Below are 22,071 nucleotides of genomic sequence, written 5' to 3' on the forward strand. Positions count from 1 at the left end.
TTATTCGTCTCCCCCCATGTCCGCAGGCAGCAGCAGCTCGATGCGAAGTCCGCCGTCCGATCCTCTGGCCGCTTCCATCGTACCTGCCTCTCCGAAAAACAACTGCAATCTCCTTTTGACGTTGTACAGTCCGGCATTTTCCTCCGGAGACTGCCTTCGCTCCAGCAATCCCTTTATTTTCGCCAATTGATCGTCCGTCAGGTCGCCGTTGTCTTCCACAAATATCGTTAAAGCTTGTTCGGCATCCATAAACCCGACATGGATGACGCCCGGCTCTCCCCGGTCTTCCAATCCATGCTGGTAAGCGTTTTCGAGCAAGGGCTGCAAAATGAGCTTCGGAATTTTACGATTCCGCCAACGGTCGGGGATATCTTCGAAACGAACGCGAATTTGATCTTCGAAACGGATTTCCTGAATGTCGGCATAAGCTTTGGCATGCCTCACTTCTTCTTCAAGCCGGATATGATCGCTACCGCGCGTAATAAATCGGAAATATTCTCCCAGACTTTGCGTTACGCGGATCACTTGCTCGATTTCGTGCATTTTGGCCATTCGGTACAGGTTAAAAAAGCAATTAAACAAAAAATGGGGATTGATCTGCGATTGCAGTTGCTTCAGCTCTGCCACCTTCGCCTGATATTGTTGAACGTACACCTCATCGATTAACTCCTTTAAGCGGTAAACCGTCTTATTGAACCGTTCGAACAAATAGGTAAACTCTCCCGAACCTTTTATTTGCATGGCGGCGTCAAGATGGCCCCGCTCCAGCTTGCGAAACGAATCCACAAGCTGCGCCAGCGGCCGATGGATCAATCTGTAAATCCAGTACGAAAACACCACAACAATGATCAAAGAGAACAGGGAAAGCCACCAGACCCTATCGTTGTATTGTTTTAACGGGCCAATAATTTTGCTTTCCTTGACGAATACGGACAGCGTCAATCCGAGCTTGTCCGATTTGTCGAAAAACAAATAATACGAATCCCCGTCCGCCCTTATTGTTTCATACTCTTGGCCGGCCGCGCCGAAATTGCCGGAGCGAAGCTTCTGTTCGACTGCTTCCATAACGGTCGGAACGCCCTCTCCGCTCTGGATCGACCATTCCAATGATTCATCAACAAGGAGACCGCCACCGTCCTGAAGCTCCGTAAATCCCTTCAAGTAAGACGCCAGACTTTCGTTGGATATTTCCAGTCCCAGGGTAAATACCGGTGTGCGGTTCAACGTACCAGGATACGGCAATGTAATCCAAAGCTTGCCCTGATGGGCAATAAACGGCGATTCGAAGCGATTGGCAGTTTGGTTCAGAACAGCGCGGTCGGCAGCTGGTATTTCATTGTAGGTGTCCGTGGAAATTCGCCTGTCCATAAGCCCGATATCGACAAAGCTGTCATGCACGAAGCTCGCCGCATTTTTCATCAGTCGCAGCCTGTCCTGCAGTCTGGAGACCGCTGCCGTAAACTCAATATGCGACAGATCCCCCCGCGTGCTCAAAATATCAATATCGTCATCGTTGACATATTCGGTTTGCAGTCTCATCACCCGGTCAAAATCCAGCTCCAGCGTACTGATAAAAGCGTCCATGCGCTGTTTCACGGTCTGGGTAATTTCTTTGCGAACCAGCTCTTTGCTCTGATCGTTCATACGGATGCTCAATGCGTACAATGGCAGCAATACAATTAAAAAAGCCATAATCAGCTTGGGAAAAATGGACATTTGATTACCCCGGCGCATTTTCATGGTTTCCCCCACTGTACTTGTCTGTACTTCAAAGGCGACAGACCGGTCATTTTCTTAAATGTTCTGCTAAATACGGCCATGTCCGGATAACCCGAGTCCAGACCAATCTGCTGAACGGAGTTGCTCGTATGGACGAGCAGTTGCTTGGCTTTGTTTATCCGATAAAGCGCAATCAGACTAGCCGGGGTAGCACCCGCTATTTTCTTGATTTGCCGGGTCAAATAATCAGGGGAAAAATGAAACCGCGCAGCCAGATCCGACACAGTCAAAGGCTCCGAGAAGTGCTGCCGTATATAGGCAAGCGCTGGTTGAATGGAAGCATGGCTTCCTTCCTTAATAGACTCCGGTTCGATCATTCGTTCCAGCAATTCCAGAAAGCAGGCCTGTTTATGGAGAACCCCCTTGCCCGGCGCCACATCCTGTTGCAGCTTATGAAACAGCTCAAACCAGTCGGAATGAAGCCCATAGGTTCCCCGCATCGGCAGCTTCATAACATATTGGGGGAGCCGCACCCCTTCCCCGCTGTCAAGTTGCATGGTGCGAGACAGAACGGATTCCCGCTTCATCTCATCATTTTCAATATGCCAATCGGCTTGAGGCAAGAAATGGACAAAATGAAACACGGTCCGGATGCCCGCGGCCCGATGACCGTAATGCCGAATCCCCGGCGTCTGTATAAACCATTGACCGGGCATCAAGGTAAACGTCTGCTCGCCTTCCGTAAAATACAGAATTCCTTCTTCGATAAACATTGCAACAAACGTCGAAAAGATACGTTCAGGATGCTTCTGATCAGGTCCATAAACGACCCTGCCGGAAAAAATATAACCGGGAAAAGGATTGCAATAAAAATTCAATAGCGGATGATGCTCCATCTTCGCTCTCCATTCAAGTCGGATTTGATCAAAATTATATCTGAAATAGCTATGTAATTAAAGATATTTATATAATACTATCATTATAAAATGATCAAATTAAAAAATGAGATGAGGGTAACGGCCAATGAATGTATCCGATTTTTTGACTCCTTATAAGCACGCGCAACCTGTCCTCACCGGATCCGGGATAGCAGGTGCTTTCGACGAGACAGCGGTAGATTCTCCTTTTGTGTTCAAACATCAAGACCTGTATTACATGATGTATGTAGGCTTTGACGGCACAGGTTATCAGACTGGGCTTGCAACAAGCGATAACCTGCTTGATTGGCTGCCGATCGGCGTTATTCTTCGCCGCGGGGAAGGCAATGGCTGGGATTCGATGAACGCAGCGGGCACCTGGATTTTGCGCGAAAATGACTTGAACGGAATTCCCGTTCTAAAGAAGTGGAACAACAAATATTGGCTTGTATACCATGCCTATCCCGATGAAGGCTACGAGAACGGCCCCGGCCGCATCGGCATCGCTTGGACAGAGGATCCTGCATTGCTTGTCTGGCACCGGATGCCCGAACCAATCCTTGTGCCGGAAAACGGCGGCTTGTGGGAGCAGGGCGGATTATACAAAGAATGTCTGGTCGAGCATAAAGGTCTTTTTTATTTGTTCTACAACGCCAAGAACATCACTGACATCCCGAATGACTGGCTTGAACAAATCGGCTTGGCAACCTCGACGGATCTCGTTCAATGGACCAGACACAGCGGCAATCCTCTGCTGCGGGTGGCCCCAAATTCCTGGGAAAGCCGGTTTGTCAGCGATCCATGCGTATTAAAGCACCAGGACAAATGGGTCATGTTTTATTTTGGTTTTGACGGCAATCAGGCGCAAGAAGGAATCGCTTTTTCCGACGACCTCTTGACCTGGACCAAACATCCCGATCCTATTATTGAGCCAGGTCCGGAAGGCAGCCTGGATAGCCTTTACGCGCATAAACCGTCCGTTATTGGCCACGAAAGGATTCTGTATCACTTTTATTGCGCATGCCGTCCAAGCCGTCCAGGCGATATTACTGCCAACTTCGGCCAATACAGAACGATTGCGGTTGCCACATCGAAGCCTTTGAGGCAGTAGCGAGTTTCCCCTCAATATCGAACTCGATCGGTCTTCAGAACGGAGGGCAACTTCGTTGGGTTGCTATGTTTTCGGAAACTTATAAATTCTTATTTGGTAACATAGGTTTAATCTTATATCATTCATCTACAAGGGGGATTATCGCATGGGATTGTTCGACGGTTTAATGGGCAACGCCTCGGAGCTAAAGATGGAAGAGGTTCAGAAGGAATTTGTTCATATTCTGAGCAAGTCGGAGAGGTTCGAAAAAGCCTATAAGCTCATTCGGGATTTGTTCGTCTTTACGGATAAGCGGCTCATCCTGGTCGATAAGCAAGGACTCTCAGGCAAGAACGCACTTTAGCATCGAGACCGCGGGCACGTTCGACATGGACGCCGAGCTGAAAATCTGGATTTCCGGCTCGGCGATGCCCGTTCAGAAAAAGTTTAACAAAAATTTGAATATCTACGAGTTGCAAAGCGTGCTTGCGGAGTACGTATTAAAATAAAGGCTAAGCGACAAGGGTTATAGACTTCATTAATCCATCTTCTTTGGACAACGAGTACGTAATGAGAATATTTCCGTTAGGAAACGGAACGTCCATTCGGAATACGTCGACTGCTTCGTTGCTGGATTCGAAATCTTGCAGCTCGGCGTATCCGAATTGTTCTCCCGCCTTCGTCAGGTATTGAAGCAGCGTCCCCACTTCAGCTCCTTTATAGAGGTCTCGCAATTGCGCCGTCCACTCCTCCGCGTCCCAATCAGGGCTTTTCACCTGTATCTCATGTTTTTGCAGCATGTCGAGCAGATCGACAACCATCCTTCCGTCCCCTTCCTGCAGGGCAACCGCAAGCGCGATTTGACTTCTGTTCAACGTCGGCATATAACTTTCCAGGTTTTTCGCTGCCAGCATGTCGAATATGGCATCCGGTTCATGATGTTTGGCGAACCAATAGGAATGAACGTCCATCGGATTCAACGGACTAGTGCCCGGTATGAGGAACCTGCCGTCCGCCGATACACGGTTTAATGCAGATGATTCCAGACGGGCCGAATATTTCAAGACGAAAACGTTTTCGCCGTTTCCGTCAACGAAAATTCGTACGAATAGCGGTTCGCGTGGCTTCTCGTCTCCTGGAAGAATCGCAGCATAACCGTTATCGCTGGAATAATAAACGCTCCCGTCGTTCGAGCCATGACGGACAAGCCGATACAAGATCCGACTCTTGCGCTTCATCGGCTCTACCCAGATACTCGTAGTATTTCCGCTCGTCGTTCGTACCTCTTCATCTATTTCCCATACGATGTCGGCAATACCCCGAAGCTCGTCTGGCTGTCTTCCATTCCCTAGTTCCGGCAGCTTCATATCCAATTTGTAATCTTCTGAACGCCATTCGTATGCGGTGTAGCGTTGTTCGGAAGCATAGAAGACATCCGAGAAGTTCGAACGGCTCATGATGCCTTCATAAGTCGGCTTCCGTACCGAATCGAACAGAGTCAGATGTTTCCCCGACGAGGCATACACGCCTCCTGCAACCAATGTCGGAATAAGGAGGACATGGATAATGGCGATGAGCCGGTTATGCGAAGTGACAACGGGCTGCAGTTTGGGGATTGAGTCGCCGTCTTTCTTGAGATTGGATGCCAAGGTAAACATGAGAGCCACGATTAGCAGCGTGCCTATGCTGGAATGGAGAAGCAGCGGGACGGCGTAACCATACGGAGCCGGCATCATTCTCGTCAAACTGATCGCGAACGTGCACAACATGGCGATCAAAGCTAGCGGGAGCATCGCGCCGAAATAACGGCGGAACATGCCGGGCGCTTTCGCAAGAGCGTCGCCTAACGTCACGTCTTGCAGTACCATGAAGTAGGGCGTTATGGAATAAATCATCATGACCACGAGTAAAAGAAGTCCTAGCGGGAAAAATACCGCCGATAAAAAGAGCATAAGGACTCCCGCCAAAAACTGAATAATCGACCACGCCAGCATTTCGCTAAAATAGCGGCGTCCGTTTGCCCAAAACGGCGCAACCCTTCGATCGACAACCCATCCTCTCACTCCTCCCAGAAACATGCCCCTTACAAAGCTCTGAAGGACCAATACCGCTGCCGAAACGAGCACGCTTGCCGCTCCCCACAGTGGCTCACCTCTCTGAAGCGATGTATATCCCGCCTTCAAGTCCTGCAGCGACGGCATATATAGCGGCAGTTTAGCATGGAAACTTTCCGTCCGGGTTTCCCAGCCTGCCGCTCCGGCTTCAATGAGGCTAACCGATGAAGACGAGGAAACATAGGGATAAACAGAAAAGCCGTAATAATAACCCGCCACGATCAAAGCCGTAATAAACACTTCAAACAACAACACGAGCACGATTAAACGGCTATATGCCACTGTCCCTCCCACTAAAAGGAACCTCCGCACATAAGCCGATTCCACTCCTCGAGCTCCGGAAGCTCGCTTTGCTGGACGCCCGGCGGGGTAATCGCGCACAACTGTTTTGGCTTGCCCCTGTTTCCGAATGTTAGGATAACCTCCGTCCGAATCGGACGGCTGTCAATCTCGAACGTTAACTCCGCATGTCCGGTGCTGTAGCTGCCATCGTCGAATTCGGCTCTTATCCCATCGAATGTCAGCAGCTTGAAATCTTGTTTTTCGAATAATTCCCGCATGTCATTCGGCCAACTGTTGTTGGCGGTGGAATCCTCGAACCGTTTCATCGCCTCATTAAAATCTTGCTTGCGAATCTGCTCTAAAAAAGCTTCTGTGTTATTTTTCAGGAGTGGCGGATTCCAAAACCAGCCTATCGTCTGGAAGAAAAAGTAGGCAGCTGTACCGATGCCAATCGCGAAAATGACAATTTTAATCCCTAAACTTGTTCGTTTGCTCACGTTATACCTCCGCTATGCTTACATATTACCCTATAATTAGAAACGCATGTTGAGCAGAAAAGTTGCCTTTCTATAGGCGATTTCTGAATTATGGCTATCTGGGAAAATAGATCACTTTATAAATAGAAATGGCGGTGCTAGGGTTGAACTTTCCCCGCACCGCCATTTCCGGCTTTTTCGCAGAAACCTGTTTCAGCGACGTTATCGTCAGTTTTCCGAAAGCTGATCGGACAATCCCCCATGTGGCTCAAAAGTCCTTCGGATTGCTTCGCAATTCGCTGCCGTTATCTCGTCTTAAGGGCCGAAAGTTTCCAGCGGAATGGACATGACGTTAATACGCGAGCCGTCCTTCGCGCTGTATTCGAACAACTCCAGCGTCAGCGTGCCGTTAACGGGCTGCCCAGATTCCGGAATTTCGAGTTCGATCGCGAACGGTGACCATGCCGGAGCCCCTTCCGCAAGAGTATGGAATTGTTCCAGCAAATAATTATGCCCGTCTTCGACGGCATAATTCATGACTGCTTCGAATACCCGTGCAGTTCCCGATACGATATATCTGCCATTAGAACCGTTGACGCTGACATTGCAAAATGCATTGTTGCATGGGCGCATATCCTCGCTTGCAGTGATATGGACTCGCCTTAAAGCATCATCCCAAGCAACCGATGCCCCCAACAGATCGCCTACGGACCGAAGGGGCACATACGTACTTCCCTGATAATTCAGCATGGGCAATTTTCCATCCGTATAAGCCACATTATTTACGAATACCGGATACGATGCTTCCGTCAAAGAATACGTCGTCTTCTGCGTCGCCGCCATCGAAGGCAGCGCCGTCATGAGCAATCCTCCCATGACCAAGCCTATTATGAATCCTTTCGCATTTTTAAACAAACTTGCACCTCTCTTCTCCTCAATTCCCTCAGCGGGATTTATTCCATCTTATGCAGAAGAATAGTGAATCCATGAATGACGAATCTTCGGCGATAGAGAAGGCGCTGGGCAAAATCGCATACAAACAAAGCAAATACTCGCCCTTGCAACTCGATTGCGCGCACGATACGCTTGTATGACTACTAACAACAGAATGGAGCGTGCGCCTGCTATGTTTGTTAATCGCCTTTCAATAAGCAGCTGGAGTCTTCATCGCTGCCTTGGTCCACTTCGCTGGACCGTCTGGGATCAGACTTCCCGGACTCAGTCCACCAACATTCAGGAGCAGCCGGAGCTTTTTTCGCTCCTTGATCTGCCATCCGACGCCGCTTCCCGAGGATTGTCGTATCTGGAGCTCTGCCATTTTCATTTCCCATCCCGAGAGGACGATTATTTAAAGAAACTCCGTTCCTCGTTTGCCGATGCCGGCATCGCCTTTCATACTTTGTTAATTGACTATGGCGACATCTCCTCTCCGGATCCCGTACGCCGGGAATCCGATATCGCTTATTTGAAGGGCTGGATGGAGACCGCTGCCCTGGCGGGCGCCGCTGCCGTCCGAATCGTCGCCGGCGAACAGCCGGCCGGAGACTCGGAGGCGATCCGGCGAAGCGCGATTGCTCTGCTTGAACTGAGCCATTACGGGACGCCGCTAGGCGTTAAAGTCGTCACGGAAAATTTCCGCGATCTGACATCCACCGTAGACAGTTGGAGAAATCTGCTTGCCGAGACGGGCAATGAGGTGTCCACTATCGTCGATTTCGGCAATCTGGCTAAGAAGGAGAAGGAAGCGGGCATCGTCTTTGGAACGCCTCTCGCGCACTCCTTCCATGCCAAGCCGGAGTACGGCGACGATGGTTCCATTAACGCCGAATCGCTGCGGCAGCTGCTCCGACTAGCCGGAGCGGGCAATGCCGATGCGCCGGTGTCCCTTATCTTCGACCGGGACGGGGATATGTGGGAAGGCATCGAGAGGATCAAGAATGTCGTTCTGAGCGTAGAAGAATAGCCCCGCGAAAAAACAAAGACGCCCTGCCATCCAGTAAAATCACTTGGATGCGAGCGTCTTTATTGTTCGGCATAAATGTTGCCGCTTATGACATTTTTACGAGGCTGTAGTTCTTTTTGCCTTTGCGGATAATGATAAAGCGGCCGCCGATGGCTTGATCTTCGGACACCTCAAGCGTGAGGTCGGTTACGCGTTCGCCGTTCATGGAGATGGCGCCGTTCGTAATATCTTCGCGCGCTTGGCGTTTGGATGGTTCGATGCCGAGATCCACGAGCCAGTCGACGATGTTTTTCGCCTCGCGGCCCGATTCGAACGTCGGCATTTCCTTGAAGCCCTGCTCGATATCGTCCGCCGTCAAGGAGCCGATATCGCCCGTGAACAGAGCCGCCGTAATACGCTTCGCCTGCTCCAGCAGTTCCTCGCCGTGCACAAATCTCGTCATCTCTTCGGCAAGCTTTTTCTGAGCTTCGCGTTTATGCGGCTCTGACTGCACCTTTTCCGCGAGCGACTCGATCTCTTCCATCGACAAGAAGGTAAAGTACTTCAAGTATTTGACGACATCGCGGTCGTCCGTATTTGCCCAGAACTGGTAGAATTCGAACGGCGTCGTTTTGTTCGGATCGAGCCAGATCGCGCCGCCCGCCGTCTTGCCGAACTTCGTCCCGTCCGCTTTGAGCATGAGCGGAATCGTTAGTCCAAATGCCTTGGCTTCGCTGCCTTCCTTCTTTCGGATCAGGTCCAGGCCGCTTGTAATGTTGCCCCATTGATCGGAGCCGCCGATTTGCAATTGCACATCCTCGTTCTGGAAAAGGTGAAGGTAGTCGAGCGATTGCAGAATCTGGTACGAAAACTCAGTGAAAGAGATTCCGCTGTCGAGACGACTGGACACGACGTCCTTCGCCAGCATCGTGTTGATGCTGAAGTTTTTGCCGTAGTCGCGCAGAAATTCGATAACGTTGATCTTGTGCGTCCAGTCGTAGTTGTTGACCATCCGGATGTTGTTGTCGCCATCCGTGACGAACAGCTTGCGCAGCTGCGCCGTTAGCGCTTCAACATTGTCCTGGATCTGCTCCAGCGTCTGCAGGGATCTCTCCGACGTACGGCCGCTTGGATCACCAATAGTACCCGTTGCGCCGCCGATCAGGATAACAGGACGATGGCCGGCCAGCTGGAATCGCTTAAGCACCATAAAGGGGATCAAATGTCCGATATGCATGCTGTCGCCCGTAGGATCCACGCCGCAGTATAGCGACACGGCTTTCTCGTTCGTCAAGGCGCGGAGTCCCTCCGCGTCGGTCTGCTGATTAATGGCGTCGCGCCATTCCAATTCGTCGATAATGTTCATTTGTTAAGCACTCCTTCGATTATTCGTGAAATAAGGAAAACGGTTGCGCCAACCCTTTAAATGCCTGGAAACTAGGCAAAACGGCTACGCCGTCCAGTGGAGGCGGGGCGCGTTTCGTTTCGAGAATTATTGAGAAAGCACGGCGAAATCCTATACTTTCTTAACAATTAAAAAAACGCCCCTAGTCTATGGAAGACATAGGGACGATTATTAACCGTGTTACCACCCAAATTGCATCAACTAAGCAGCGCCCGCGGACGTGTCGTTGATACCACTCTAGGCGAGATATCGTTCGCCAATCCGCCCGGCATTACCCGAGATGCTCCAGAGTGTATTTCGCAGGCTTAATGTGTGCCGGGTTCCATCGCCCCCCGGCTTTCTGGGACAGGGACTAAGCCGCTACTGCGCTCTTTCGACGCAAGTCGCTTATAAGATTAAAGCAAGTATAGAGAATGACGCATGGATTGTCAACCGTCTCTATCGATGTCTGTGTCGATGCCTGTGTCGACGTCTCTCCCGGCTAAGTCTCTGTCCGTTCTATTGGCCCGTTTCTCTCTCGCATCCGAAGGGGGGTACCCGTAATATCGTTTAAACAGCTTGCTAAACGTATAAATATCGGCATACGCCAACGCATCCGCTACTTCCGTTACGGTCATGGCCGTCTCCTCCAGCAAGTGGACCGCGCGCTCCATGCGCAGCTTCGAAATCGTTTCTTTAAGCGTCAGCCCGGTATGACGTTTCATGAGCGAGCTAACGTAACGAGCGGTGAGACCCGAGGGGGCTGCTACAGCTTCGTAATCGATCTCCTCCGACAGCCGAAACCGTATCTCGTTATGCACTTGCTGGATCATCTGTTCAACATAATAGTTGCGCTGCGGCATAAGCTGCCTTTCCTTTGCCTTGCGCCAACGGGTCAGAATCAACTTAAGCAGCAGGTCGAACTCGGCTTCCTCCCCCGTCTCCGCCAAAGAAGCCAAATCGACAAGCTGGTGAAGCAACGGCTCCATCCGGTAAGTATCCCCAATATGGACGCAGCGCTGCTCGGTCAAGGGATCGGGCAGCTCTCTCCCGTGCTTCGTTTTTTTATTCACGATTGTAAAATGGCAATAGAGTACAGTAAGCGGATTGTTCGGGCGATGGCTGGCTTTGATCTCGTCGCCAGGATGCAATATAAAGCATGAGCCAGGCCGAATGTTATACTTGTCTCCGTTGATCCACATATCCCCTTGTCCTTTGACGGCATACCAGAGGTCGTAATCCGGCAGCGGAAGCGGCTGCCAGGACCAGTTCGGCTCACATCTGGCTTTGCCGCTCGAGCCGCTTCTCGCAAAAAAACGCTCTTCCCAAGGCCATGCTGCCGACTCTTCGCCAAACGTGATTCCCATCATCGCCAACCCCCTCTATTAGCATCTTTGTCCAAATTCATGCGATTGGATTCCATTTCTATATCGTATGCTCCCTGATACTCTATTGGCAAGGGATATTTATTAATATTAAGGAGGAATAGACAATGAAAGGAACCACGTTAACTCCGGAGCAAATCAATTCCATGTTATACCAATACGATAAGGTGCATGTAAGTCTAAACGGAATCAAAGAGCTGCAAGAGGTACATTATGCGCAATACAAACAAACGGGATTCCTTTCCGTCGATGGCGTGCTGAATGAGAATGAAGTTGGGCAAAGCATTCAAGCGATTATGGATTTGCTCCATGTCGATCGTAAAAAGTCGCGTCTGCAATTCACGAAACCCGAGCAAGAGTTGAATACACCGGAAGAACGCGAACTGTCCATTCGGAAAATTCACGAATTCGTGGATTCCGAGGACCGATTACGCAAAATCGCCTATCACCCCGACATCATCGGCACGATTCGACGCCTATTCGGCGAAGAGCCGAAGCTGATTCAGGATATGGCGCTGCTCAAGCCACCGCACGGCGGCGGCGAGAAACCTTGGCATCAGGATATGGCCTATGGCAACCTGACCTATACGAAGTCGGCTATCGGAGTATGGATCGCCCTTGACGAGGCTACGGCAGACAACGGCTGCATGCACGTCATTCCCGGCTCCCATCAAGAGGGCGCCACGCCTCATTACGCTGTACGCGACTGGCAGCTATGCGACACGCAAGTACCGGTAAACAAAGACGTTATCGTTCCCTTAAAGCCAGGCGGCGTATTGTTTTTCCATGGATTGCTGTACCACGGAACCCCGTCCAACTTCTCCACGCTTCGCAGGCGAGCCTTGCAATTCCATTACGTGCCAGCCTCTGCCGAAAAGATAAATGCTAAAGAGTACAAACGGATGTTCACGAACGAAATGACCGACGCGGAATGTTGAATCGAGCGGTGTAACTGGCAAGGGGGGGCTCAATGTCTATTGTGACTTTGAGCAGCCCCTTCTACACGTGGTTATATGAAATATCAAAGACATAAGGCGTATTGGGCTCGCACCTGGGCAAACGTATATGAAATTTCATACTCAGACGGCCCATTAGGCCCGAGTCTGGCCAAACGTGTATGAAATTTCATACTCATACGGCCCATTAGGGTAGCGCCTAGCCAAACGTATATGAAATTTCATACTCAGACGGCCTATTGGGCCCGCGCATGGCCAAACGTATATGAAATTTCATACTCAGACGGCCTATTGGGCCCGCGACTGGCCTAACGTGTATGAAATTTCATACTCATACGGCCCATTGGGCCCACGACTAGCCAAACGTGTATGAAATTTCATACTCATAAGGCCTATTGGGCTCGAGACTGGCCAATCGTGTATGAAATTTCATACTCAATTGGCCCCCCATTAGACCCGCGACTGGCCAAACGCGTATGAAATTTCATACTCACACAGCTCATTGGGCTCGCGACTGGCTAAACGCTGCAAAAGGCTTGTGAGTTACTAAGAATCCACTTAGTGACTTCGCTCGGAATGCCCCATCATCCCCACCGCTCCGCACTATTCTTCCTCACTCAGCGCTTCGCCGATCAGTTCCAAGCAAATGATGCCCATTAATCGACCATTGCGAAGCCGTGTTCGTCAACATTCAAGTAACGAATCGGTCCAGTCCCGCGACTTGAAGCCCAGGCAGAACCCCTAGGAACATACCCAGCGCGATATGCTAGTATTCGATCGATCCTCGTACCGCCCCTGGCATGTGGACTATTTTGCCGCAGTCTCTCATTTGGCGAGCCTGTCCCCATTACGACTTGCAAGCAGCACAGAACACAAAAAAATCGCCCTCGGTCCGTAACAGAACCGAGGGCGATTTAAACTTATAAATCCGTCATACCATCGGCTGGGTAATGGAGTTCTTATAACCCAACCGTTTGAGCCAATTGCCGCAAAGCTCCGTCCAACGCGCCGTATCAGGCAGATGATGCGCCAGCCCGACGCCGTGCTCGCCCTTCTCGAAAATATGCAGCTCGAACGGCACCTGATGCCGGCTCAGAGCCATAGCGAACATCATGCTGTTCTCGACCGGTACAGGGCGATCCTCGGCGGTATGCCAAAGAAAGGTCGGCGGCGTGTCTGCACTCACCTGCATATCGTTGGATAACGAACGGAGCAGCTCCTCGTCCGGATTCGCGCCAAGCTGCGCTTCCACCGAACCTCCATGAGTGAAGGGTTCCATAAAAGAGATAACAGGATAACACAAGATTAGCGCGTCCGGTCTACAGCTATGCCGTTCTACCGGATCCTCGCTCTCAACGTCGCCTCCGTCAAAATGCGTGCCTACCGTCGATACGAGATGCCCTCCGGCCGAAAAGCCTAGCAGCGCTATCCGATCCGGATTAACACCCCACTCCGCCGCATGCTGCCGAGCGAATCGGACCGCCCTCTGGGCATCCACCATGGGAACCGGATATTGATAAGGGTTGACGCGGTAATGCAAGACTGCAGCAGAGATGCCAATGGAATTCAGCCAATCCGTGATGGGATAAGCCTCATGAGCCGCTCTCCCTCCATAGCCGCCGCCGGGACAAACGATGACGAGGCCTTCGCGTTCTTGTTCCGGCACGAGGAACAGCTCCAGCCTCGGGACATCTTCGTTAGACGTCCCTTTCGCCAGCGGAGCATCTCCTTCCCATAATCGGTAAAGCATGTCGTTCTACCTTCCCTTCTACCTCCGGATAAAATGATGATCGCAATCGTCCTCGATCATCTCATAGTTGAGCCGCAACCGTCAATTGCTTCGCCGGCTCGACAGCATCGAACCACCAGTGGTATCCGTCCCGCGCCAGCAGTTCGTCGGCTTCGGCCGGTCCGTACGTGCCTGCCGCGTAAGTATGCAGCGGAACGCTATTTTCCTCGTAAGCTTCCAGGATCGGTTGCACCCAAGCCCATGAAGCTTCCACTTCGTCCCAATGAGCGAAGTACGTTCCGTCGCCCAAAAGGGCGTCATGAATAAGATTCTCGTATGCTTCGGGAAGATCGCCTTGGCCGGGATCGATGTCGATGCAGATTGGCTTGGAGGCTTCCTTGACGCTAGCGCCCATCGTGTTGAGCTGCAACGAGATGCTTTCGCCGGGACTCATCTCAATGACGAGCAGATTCGGTTCCGCCGCGCCGTCTTCGGATACCGAGGATTGTTTGAGCGGCTCCTTGAATTCGATGACGATGCGCGTCGACTTCTCCTTAAGGCGTTTGCCCGTACGGATATAGAACGGAACGCCGCGCCAGAAGGAATCGTCGATGCTCAGTTTGGCCGCAATGAACGTATCGTTCATCGAGCCTTCCGCGATTCCGGGTTCGGAGGTATAGCCGTTAACCGGCTGACCCTGGAGGTAACCTGAACCGTATTGGCCGCGCACGATGGAATTGGCGACATCGGCCTTCTGCAGAGGCTCGAGCGCCTCCATGATATGTTTTTTCTTAAAACGCACCACTTCCGCATCGCTTCCGGTAGAAGTGCGGATCGCCGTCATCATAAGCAGCTGCAGCATATGGTTCTGGAACATGTCGCGCAGCGCGCCGACATGGTCGTAATAACCGGCCCGCTCCTCTACGCCAACCGTTTCGTTTGCCGTAATCTGTACGTTGGCGATGCTGCGGTTCGTCCATAAAGTCTGGATGATAGGATTGCTTTGCTGTAAAACCTTGAAGCGTTGAAGCATCGGCTTGCCAAGATAATGGTCGATGCGGAAAATCTCCTCTTCCGCAAACGCTTTGCCCAGCATCGCGTTCAGTCCTCTTGCCGTCTGCAGATCGTGGCCGAACGGCTTTTCGATGACGAGACGTTTCCAGCCGTTCGCGGAGCCAAGACCGCTTTCCTGAATATTCTCGGCAATCGTCTCGAAGTACTCCGGTCCGACCGACAGGTAGAACAATCGATTCGGCGCAAGACCCAGCTTTTGTTCGCGGGACTCGATGCGGCCTAGCAGTTTGGCATAATCCTCAAGATTGCCGATGTCCAGCACGCTGTAGCTGAATGCTTGCAAAAACGCCGCCAGCTTGGATTCGTTCACCGCCTTGCGCCTGGAGAAATCGCGGATGGATTGTTCGATATTCCCTCGAAATTTGTCGTCCGACCAGTCCCTGCGGCCCAGGCCGATCAGGGCAAACGATGCTGGCAATTTATCATCAATAAATAAATTAAACAGGGCAGGGTAAATTTTGCGTTTGGCCAAATCGCCGGTTGCCCCGAACAATACGAATGTAGTTGGTTCCATGTTCCTACTCCTCCTAATAAAGGATGATCTATGTTTAGCTTAGCTTTACTATAATACGAAGTTAAGCCATACAAGTAATTAATATATTTCAGAGTAGCTATAAACACAGTGTATACCCGGAGTCACTATCGTTTTGCCAACGTTTTCACCTGGGTAACCTACATTAGTTCCGATTGGCAATTTTAAATCAGATATTCCAGAAAAGCCGTCGCTATACCAAAGTAAATAAGGAGGGACAATATGTCGTTAAGCGTTGTAATGAGCGGACCCGATGCTACGGCCGGATCCACCTTAAGCCTGTATAGAAGGATTGGAATTACCGTTCCGGCAAGCGTGCCGATAACGAGCGTCACGACAAGCGAACTTCCCACCACCAGCCCCAAGACCGGACTTCCTTGCCAAACGTAGGCGATAACGGAAATGAGCGTGCCGCAAATGCCCCCAATCATCAATCCCACCAGTAATTCTCGCCAAATGAGCCGTTTAATGAGGCCGCTAGTCGCTTCCCTGGTGGTCAGCCCCCGTACAACGACCGCCAGGGATTGCGTACCCGTATTACCGGTCATGCCGGCAATCATGGGCATAAAAAATGCCAAAGCCACTACTTTGTCCAACGTTTCCTCGAATCGGCTAATAATCGTTCCGGATATAATGCCAATCAACAGCAGCAAGATTAACCATGGTAATCGCCGCCAAGCGGCAACTATCGCCTTCGTATCGAAGTCGATCGACTTGCCCGACGCGGACAGCTTTGCGATATCCTCGGAAGCCTCGCGAATGACAACGTCGATGATATCGTCGACAGTGACGATTCCGACCAATATTCCGCCATCCTCCACGACGGGTACAGCAATAAAATCATATCTTTCGATCATGCGCGCTACAACCTCTTGGTCCATGTCGGAAGGTACAGATATAACTCTCTCGAACATAATGTCGGCAATCCGCTCTTCCGCATCCGCCAAAATAAGATCGCGATACGACACGACGCCGAGCAGCCTTTTCTCGTCGTCAACAACATACAAATAACTGATCGACTCGGCGATTTCAGCGAATTCCTTCAGTTTCTCCACGGCATTGCGCACCGTAAAATGCAAAGGAATCCAGACATACCTGTTCGTCATGATCCGCCCCGCCGTTTCGGGCGCATAGGTCATGAGATGCCGAACGGCCTGAGACTCCTCTTCTTTCATATAATCCAGAAAGGACTGCTTTCTCTCCTCTGACAACCCGCCTAACAGCCCAGCCAAATCGTCCTTGTCCATTCGGTCCATAAGTTGAGCCGTCCGCTCCACGCCGAGCAGCTCGAACACCTCGATTTGCGGTTCCCGCTCCATCTCTCCGACCATGGCGGTCAGAAGCTCCATGGTGAGATAGATTACGAATCCGGCACGTTGTTTGCCTGGCAACCGATCGTATACGCCTGCCAGATCATACGGTTGGAGCTCCTCTGCCAGAGCAAGAAGCTGTACTTTATCCCCTGCCTCGAGCGCGCGAAGTACATACATATCAATTTCCGTTACGTTCATGTGCATGACCCTCAACCCCTTCCCCGGAGGAACGTTGCCCCTGTTATTTATACCCAAACCTATCAGCGAATAAAACGGGCGGGGAGGAACCGCTTTAGGTATACAGCGAACATTCGAATTTCCATAGCAATAGAAAAAACGCCGAAATAATCGACGTTTTTTTAATGATCTTAAATCAATTCCGATTTCTTCAATAGACGTTTTAGGATCGCGGCAACCTCGGTTCTGGTCATATTTTGCCTAGGAGCAAGCAATGGTCGACCGTTACGTCTTGCGCATGTACGCCCGCACCGTCAAAGGAGCGAACACGATCACGATGACTGCAGCGCCAGCCAATGAGATGAATAAATGTTGGCCGACGGTGCCGGACTGGGTCAATTCCCTTACGGCAGAGATGAGATGCGACACGGGATTCGCGTTAACGAACCACTGCAGCCACTTCGGCATGGTCTCGACCGGCACAAAGGCGTTCGATAAAAACGTCAGCGGGAATAACGCCAACATCGAGATGCCTTGCACGCTGGAAGCCGTCCTCGCGATGACGCCGAAGAAGGCAAAGATCCAACTGATCGCCCATGCGCAAAAGATGACCAGCACGCTGGCGAGCGCAACCGTCCCTAACCCCGCTTCGGGACGATATCCCATTATATAACCCATGGCGAAGGTCAAAGTCGTAGCGATGGTATAACGCACCGTGTCGGCCAATAGCGCTCCTGCAAGCGGAGCAATGCGCGCGATCGGCAGCGACTTGAACCGGTCGAACACCCCTTTGTCCATATCCTCCCGAAGCTGGACGCCCGTCACGAGGGAGGTCGTAATGACCGTCTGCACAAGAATGCCAGGTATAATGACCGGCAAGTAGCTCTGCACGTCGCCGGAGATGGCGCCTCCGAAAATGTAAGTAAACATCAAAGTAAAGATGATGGGTTGAAGCGTGACGTCGAAGAGCTGCTCCGGCGTCCGTTTGATTTTGAGCAGCCCCCTGTAAGCCATCGTAAGCGAGTTTCGTATCGTCTGGCCGAGACTGGTGTAATTGCGCAGCTTCCCGTTGACAGAGGTTCCCGTAGTCGTATGGTTCATCCTATTGCCACCTCTTTCTTAGTCGCCCCGGCTTCCTCGGATGTTTTCACGCTGACTTTATCCTGTCCTGTAATGGTCAGGAACACCTCGTCAAGCGTCGGCTTCTGGACGCTGAACTCCGACAGCGGAATGCCGGCCCCCCGAAGGGCAAGAAGTAGATCCGTCACAGAATCCGCATTCGCCATTGGCGCCGTAATCGTACCTGCCTCCGCCGTGATGCCCGCCTTCGTCCCCAATACCTCTTCGATGATACGCTTGGCTTGCGCCAGATTTCCCGGATCCTCGATGTTTAAGTGCAGCGATGAAGTGCCTACCGACGCCTTGAGCTCGTTGACCGTACCTTCGGCTACGACGCGTCCGTGATCGATTACGGCTACCCGATCCGCCAGCTGATCGGCTTCGTCCAAGTACTGCGTTGTAAGCAATACCGTGGAACCCGTCTTTACGAGTCGTCTGATCGTATCCCACATCTGGGATCTCGTTCGCGGGTCCAGTCCTGTCGTCGGCTCATCTAGAAAGATGAGCGGAGGCTGCGAGATCAGGCTGGCCGCCAGGTCCAAGCGGCGCCTCATGCCTCCCGAGAACTCCTTGAGCGGCCGCTTCGCCGCCTCCGACAATCCGAATTCCTCCAGCAACTCCACTGCTTTGCGCTTCGCTTCGCCTCGTCCCAAACCTAGCAGCCTAGAGAATATAACAAGATTCTCCGTCGCGCTGAGCGATTCGTCGACCGAGGCGTACTGTCCCGTAACGCCGATCAATTGGCGAACGATCTGAGCTTCCTTGGCTACGTCATGGCCGAAGATCTGTGCAGAACCCGAGTCGGGACGAAGCAGAGTTGCCAGCATCCGGATCGTCGTCGTTTTGCCTGCTCCGTTCGGGCCCAGCACCCCATAGATGCTTCCCGCCTTAACTTGGAGATCCACTCCGTCCACGGCCCGGTTATTTCCGAAGGTCTTGACGAGTCCCTTCGCTTCGACCGCCCACTCCTTCGCCATGCCCTTTGTAGTTTTCGAATGTATGACCATCGTATTTCCTCCTATCCTGTACTCTGTTGATTGCTTCCATAAGGGCATCTTATCGCGGGAATTTAAACGGAATTTAAACGGCCTCCGACTAAAATATGAAACTCTTTCTTCCTATCGACTTATAAAATTCGCCAATTAGCGGAATGGTAATGAGGTGAATTTATATTAGCAAATAACGCCCATGGGGGATTATAGGAATGGAAATGAATCTGGAAAAAATGCGGGAGCACGCGCACAGGCTTGCTCTGGAGCATGATCCCAGCGGCAAAAGGATTTCTTCGGCAGCGCTGTGGAACCGAATGGAGGAGGATATTCGGGAGCTTCGCGCGTATATTGCCGAATTAAACAACGGAAGCACGGTCTGCGGGCAACCTGCCGATGAGTGGCTGCTCGACCATTCCGAGTTTCTCGAAGCCGAGCTGGGGGAAATTCGCGAAGCGCTGGCGGATTTTCCAGCCAAGCGGCTGCCAACGCTGGAAACCGGTGCCCGAACTCGAGCTGCTTCTCTTTGCGAATCCTACTTGGCCTATGGCGACGGGGTGCTGGACGAAAATATATTCGCCGAGTTCCTCGATGCCTATCAGGAGGTGGCCGTCCTTACAGCGGCGGAAGCCTGGTCGCTGCCGCTCTTCCTCAAAATGGAGCTCGTCCGCAAGCTGGCTTTAGTCGTGGAGCCGCTGCAGGAACGGCGCACCGTCTGCGCCCAGGTGGAAAAAATGCTCGCGGGCATACCCGCTTCCGAGCTGACGCCCGAGACGTTCAAGGCGGCCCTTGATGCGGAACGTGTGGAGCTTCCTCTCTCCGGCGCTATGATCGTTCATTTGATCAAACATTTGCGGGATCATGCCGAGGACACCGCCCATGTCGGGGAATGGCTTGTCTGCAAGCTGGAGAACCCGCCGGAAGATCTGGACTCCATCCTCTCATATGAATACCGATTGCAAGCCGAATACCAAGTCAGCGCCGGCAATGTCATAAGCAGCTTAAGGAAGCTCTCCCGCTGGGACTTTAGCGAACTTTTCGAGCGCATCAGCATCATAGAACGCACGCTTCGGACGGAACAAGCCGGGGATTATGCCCGACTGGACAGCGGGAGCCGCCATACGTTGCGCCATCGCGTAGAGCTTCTCGCCCGCCGAATGGCCGTGCCGGAAAATCTGGTTGCGACCGAAGCCGTAAGACTGGCCGACGAGGCTTATTCGATGCAAGCAATGGAGTCATCCGACGATACCGGGTCGATGCAGCTGCCATCCAGACCTTGCTTTGCCGCATTCTATTTGCTGGATGCGCGCGGCATGCGGCTGCTGCAGGCCGCTCTCAAGCTATGCGGCAAAACAGGCGCTCTGCCGCAGGCCGGCTTCAAACGCCGTGCTTCGGGCTTATATATGCAGCTGCTCGCGTTAGGCACATTAACCGTTCTGGCCGTTTCCCTGACGGTCACCGTCGGCGGCTTGCAGGCGCCTGCTTCTGCAGGCAGTCTGGCGCTTGCATTCGCGCTGCTGCTGATTCCCGCCAGCGAATGGGCGGTTACAGCCGTACATTGGCTGATCGAACGCGTCACCAGACCCGATCGTCTGCTTCGCTACGACTTCTCCAAGGGCGTGCCGGAAGATGCGGCCACGATAGTCGTCATTCCCGTCATTTGGAGTCGGGGGGACCATGTTGCCTCAACGTTGGACAGACTGGAGCTGCATTATCTCGCCAATCGGGATCCTCATATCCGCTTCGGCATATTAAGCGATTTCCAGGACGCCGCGGAAGAGAAGCTGCCAGAGGATGAAGAGCTGCTTCGCATCGCCCGATCGGGCATCGAGCGGCTCAACCGGAAATATCCGGATACCTCCTTCCATCTCTTCCATCGCAAGCGTCAATGGAATCCCTCCGAACGGACATGGATGGGCTGGGAGCGCAAGCGGGGCAAGCTGGAGGAATTCGTCAAGCTGCTGCAAGGCGATCGCCATACAAGCTTCGATACCGTAATCGGCGACGAATCCCGGCTCGGCGAGATCCGATACGTCATTACGCTCGACGGGGATACGAGACTTCCACTGGAAAGCGCTCGCCGCATGATCGGCGCGATCCACTTGCCTTACAACCGCGCGCGCCTCGATGAGAGCGGGCGGAAGGTCGTTGAAGGTTACGGCGTGCTCCAGCCGCGCATCGGCATGACATACGAGAGCGCGCACAAGTCGAGACTGACGGCGCTGTTTGCATCCGAGCCCGGACTAGACCCTTACGCCTTTGCGGTATCGGACCCTTACCAGGACGCCATCGGGCAAGGCATATTCACGGGCAAAGGCATCTTGGACGTGGATGTCTTTCACCGCGTGCTGGGCGGACGAATTCCGGAAAACGCCGTGCTCAGCCACGATTTGCTGGAAGGCGGCTTCCTTCGGGCGGGTCTGCTGTCGGATATCGAGCTGATCGACGATCACCCGCCAACCTTTCTGGCGCAGCAGAAAAGGTTGCATCGATGGACCCGCGGCGACTGGCAGCTGTTGCCGTGGCTAGCCAACTCGGCGCGCAACGCCCGCGGCGAACGTATACCGACCGCCTTGTCGCTCATGACGCGCTGGCAGATTGCCGACAATATGCGCCGCAGCTTGCTGCAGCCCGCGCTGATGGCTATTCTGCTGCTGGCGGGACCGCTACCCGGCTCTGCCATGGCATGGTATGGCATCGTGCTGCTGACACTGCTGCTTCCGGTGTTCCGCTCGCTGTTATCCGTCTCGCACTGGATTCGCCGTCCATCCGCTTTATTGCGGTCAGCCGCCCATGCCTGCCTCACTCTTTTGACGCTCCCTTTCCAAAGCGCCATGCTGCTCGACGGAATAATACGAACGCTGTATCGGCTG

15 protein-coding genes, 2 pseudogenes and 1 other annotated feature are annotated in these 22,071 nt (G+C 52.4%); of the genes and pseudogenes, 5 read left to right on the forward strand and 12 right to left on the reverse strand.

The window, feature by feature from the left end:
* Together PAT3040_RS36145 and PAT3040_RS36150 are read right to left on the reverse strand one after the other, a co-directional pair.
* Positions 1 to 1,740, reverse strand: a complete 1,740-nt coding sequence (locus PAT3040_RS36145) for a sensor histidine kinase (RefSeq protein WP_108996386.1) — start codon at positions 1,738 to 1,740, stop codon at positions 1 to 3.
* Complete coding sequence (locus PAT3040_RS36150; protein WP_108996387.1) at positions 1,737 to 2,615, reverse strand: AraC family transcriptional regulator; 879 nt, start codon at positions 2,613 to 2,615, stop codon at positions 1,737 to 1,739. Before PAT3040_RS36150 ends, PAT3040_RS36145 begins: the two co-directional genes overlap by 4 nt.
* 127 nt (positions 2,616 to 2,742) lie before the next feature.
* On the opposite strand from PAT3040_RS36150, the gene PAT3040_RS36155 reads away from it, so the two are divergent.
* Positions 2,743 to 3,747, forward strand: a complete 1,005-nt coding sequence (locus tag PAT3040_RS36155; protein ID WP_108996388.1) for a glycoside hydrolase family protein — start codon at positions 2,743 to 2,745, stop codon at positions 3,745 to 3,747.
* A 145-nt stretch (positions 3,748 to 3,892) separates the two neighbouring features.
* A pseudogene (locus PAT3040_RS36160) lies at positions 3,893 to 4,235 on the forward strand (PH domain-containing protein).
* Between the two features lie 3 nt (positions 4,236 to 4,238).
* On the opposite strand, the gene PAT3040_RS36165 reads toward PAT3040_RS36160, so the two are convergent.
* The 3 genes from PAT3040_RS36165 to PAT3040_RS36175 form a co-directional block, all read right to left on the reverse strand.
* Positions 4,239 to 6,134 carry a hypothetical protein gene (locus PAT3040_RS36165; RefSeq protein WP_108996389.1) on the reverse strand — a complete coding sequence of 632 codons (1,896 nt, stop codon included), beginning with the start codon at positions 6,132 to 6,134 and terminating at the stop codon, positions 4,239 to 4,241.
* Complete coding sequence (locus tag PAT3040_RS36170) at positions 6,134 to 6,619, reverse strand: hypothetical protein (RefSeq protein WP_108996390.1); 486 nt, start codon at positions 6,617 to 6,619, stop codon at positions 6,134 to 6,136. Before PAT3040_RS36170 ends, PAT3040_RS36165 begins: the two co-directional genes overlap by 1 nt.
* A 294-nt stretch (positions 6,620 to 6,913) precedes the next feature.
* Positions 6,914 to 7,459, reverse strand: coding sequence for a Gmad2 immunoglobulin-like domain-containing protein (locus tag PAT3040_RS36175; RefSeq protein WP_258235324.1), 546 nt, complete (start codon positions 7,457 to 7,459; stop codon positions 6,914 to 6,916).
* A gap of 265 nt (positions 7,460 to 7,724) precedes the next feature.
* On the opposite strand from PAT3040_RS36175, the gene PAT3040_RS36180 reads away from it, so the two are divergent.
* Positions 7,725 to 8,561, forward strand: a complete 837-nt coding sequence (locus PAT3040_RS36180; RefSeq protein WP_108996392.1) for a sugar phosphate isomerase/epimerase family protein — start codon at positions 7,725 to 7,727, stop codon at positions 8,559 to 8,561.
* A gap of 85 nt (positions 8,562 to 8,646) precedes the next feature.
* On the opposite strand, the gene tyrS is transcribed toward PAT3040_RS36180, so the two are convergent.
* Positions 8,647 to 9,906, reverse strand: a complete 1,260-nt coding sequence (tyrS, locus tag PAT3040_RS36185) for a tyrosine--tRNA ligase (RefSeq protein WP_108996393.1) — start codon at positions 9,904 to 9,906, stop codon at positions 8,647 to 8,649.
* A gap of 196 nt (positions 9,907 to 10,102) precedes the next feature.
* Positions 10,103 to 10,331, reverse strand: a binding site (T-box leader).
* Between the two features lie 42 nt (positions 10,332 to 10,373).
* Entirely contained in the window at positions 10,374 to 11,294 is a 921-nt protein-coding gene (locus PAT3040_RS36190; protein ID WP_108996394.1) for an AraC family transcriptional regulator, read from the reverse strand.
* A gap of 122 nt (positions 11,295 to 11,416) precedes the next feature.
* On the opposite strand from PAT3040_RS36190, the gene PAT3040_RS36195 reads away from it, so the two are divergent.
* Positions 11,417 to 12,247 carry a phytanoyl-CoA dioxygenase family protein gene (locus tag PAT3040_RS36195; protein WP_087570188.1) on the forward strand — a complete coding sequence of 277 codons (831 nt, stop codon included), beginning with the start codon at positions 11,417 to 11,419 and terminating at the stop codon, positions 12,245 to 12,247.
* 949 nt (positions 12,248 to 13,196) lie between these two features.
* On the opposite strand, the gene PAT3040_RS36200 is transcribed toward PAT3040_RS36195, so the two are convergent.
* From PAT3040_RS36200 to PAT3040_RS36220, 5 genes are all read right to left on the reverse strand, one after another.
* Complete coding sequence (locus PAT3040_RS36200; protein ID WP_108996395.1) at positions 13,197 to 14,015, reverse strand: alpha/beta hydrolase; 819 nt, start codon at positions 14,013 to 14,015, stop codon at positions 13,197 to 13,199.
* Between the two features lie 61 nt (positions 14,016 to 14,076).
* Positions 14,077 to 15,582 (reverse strand): glucose-6-phosphate dehydrogenase, encoded by a 1,506-nt coding sequence (zwf, locus tag PAT3040_RS36205; protein ID WP_108996396.1) that lies wholly within the window; start codon positions 15,580 to 15,582, stop codon positions 14,077 to 14,079.
* Between the two features lie 182 nt (positions 15,583 to 15,764).
* A complete protein-coding gene (mgtE, locus tag PAT3040_RS36210) occupies positions 15,765 to 17,117 on the reverse strand; it encodes a magnesium transporter (protein WP_108996397.1) in 1,353 nt (450 codons plus the stop codon).
* Positions 17,118 to 17,375: 258 nt separating this feature from the next.
* On the reverse strand, positions 17,376 to 18,191 hold the full coding sequence (locus PAT3040_RS36215; RefSeq protein ID WP_108996398.1) for an ABC transporter permease: 816 nt from the start codon (positions 18,189 to 18,191) through the stop codon (positions 17,376 to 17,378).
* Complete coding sequence (locus PAT3040_RS36220; RefSeq protein WP_087570183.1) at positions 18,188 to 19,216, reverse strand: ATP-binding cassette domain-containing protein; 1,029 nt, start codon at positions 19,214 to 19,216, stop codon at positions 18,188 to 18,190. The genes PAT3040_RS36215 and PAT3040_RS36220 overlap by 4 nt, the downstream gene beginning before the upstream one ends.
* A gap of 197 nt (positions 19,217 to 19,413) precedes the next feature.
* Between PAT3040_RS36220 and PAT3040_RS37865 the strand changes: the two are divergent.
* Positions 19,414 to 22,071 (forward strand): annotated as a pseudogene (locus PAT3040_RS37865) (GH36-type glycosyl hydrolase domain-containing protein); the annotation flags it as partial.

It is taken from the genome of Paenibacillus agaridevorans (genome assembly GCF_003112455.1).
Lineage (GTDB): Bacteria > Bacillota > Bacilli > Paenibacillales > Paenibacillaceae > Pristimantibacillus > Pristimantibacillus agaridevorans.